At 49.2% G+C, this 1,070-nt stretch carries 1 protein-coding gene; it reads right to left on the bottom strand.

Annotation, left to right across the window (positions count from 1 at the left end):
• On the bottom strand, positions 1-1,070 hold a 1,070-nt coding region (locus tag V5298_RS08580), incomplete at both ends, for a helicase-related protein (RefSeq protein ID WP_332931048.1).

Raw genomic sequence — 1,070 nt, 5'->3', positions numbered from 1 at the left:
CATACAAGGTTTCTAACCAGTAAGCGCCTTTGGGAAGCGACTTGTCGGCAATAAAGCCCACGCTGGCTTTACCAAGCACATCAGACAGCACCATATCGATGGCGTTGTGTACCAAAGGATGATCCCAGCTTAGAAAATGCACGTGTTCTAAGGTGGTAGCAATACGTCTTCGATAGGTGACTGTCATGCCTTCAGGATCAAGCCCTGGGAGGTGATTTACCATGGACTCAGAGGGCTTCAAAATAAAGCAATCATTGCCTTTTTCTTCTTGATTCACACCTAAGGCATCTAGGAGTCTGCCCATAAAACGGGACAACTCCACAGAGGCATCTTGGTCAACGATTTCCTCAATGAGGCTGTCCACCCGGCCTTCTCCCGAGGCATTGAGCTCCAATAAGCGATCCCGCCCTTCTTCGAGTTGGGCTTTTAAGGTGGCGTTATAGACTTGTGTCTCGGCAATTAAGCTATCGATGGCCTCTTGATCTTCAGGATCTAAACAAGCGGCGATGAGCTGCTCTTTTACCTTGGCAAAAACCCCCGAACCCGTTGGACAGGTATGGGTAAAGGCATCCAGACCGTCTTGATACCATTGCAGCAACACCGCCTGCGCCGTTTGATCAATGTAAGGAACGTGAATTTGAATATCTTTGGTTTGCCCAATACGATCCAATCGTCCTATGCGCTGCTCTAATAAATCCGGGGTGAGGGGTAAATCAAACAACACCAGATGATGGGCGAATTGGAAGTTACGTCCTTCGCTGCCTATTTCGCTACACAGCAGAATTTGCGCCCCGTCTTCGGGATCAGAAAAGTAATGGGCCGCTTTGTCCCGTTCTACAATGCTCATGCCTTCATGAAAAACACTATGTCGAATGCCACTGCGCACCCGGATCACTTCACCGAGTTGTTGCGCGGTGACTTTGCTGGCACAAATAAGCAGTACCTTGGCCGGACGTACGGTAGGTAAGAAATCCAGTAACCAGTCTACCCGTGGGTCGTGATCAAACCAACTGTTTACCAAGGTAGGTTGACGTTCCGGGTATAACGCATCTTGTAAATCGCCCCCGTAT

This window comes from Alteromonas sp. 14N.309.X.WAT.G.H12, from assembly GCF_036697315.1.
Taxonomy (GTDB): domain Bacteria; phylum Pseudomonadota; class Gammaproteobacteria; order Enterobacterales; family Alteromonadaceae; genus Alteromonas.
The sequence above is the reverse complement of the archived record's forward strand: the minus strand, read 5'-3'. Positions and strand labels throughout refer to the sequence as shown.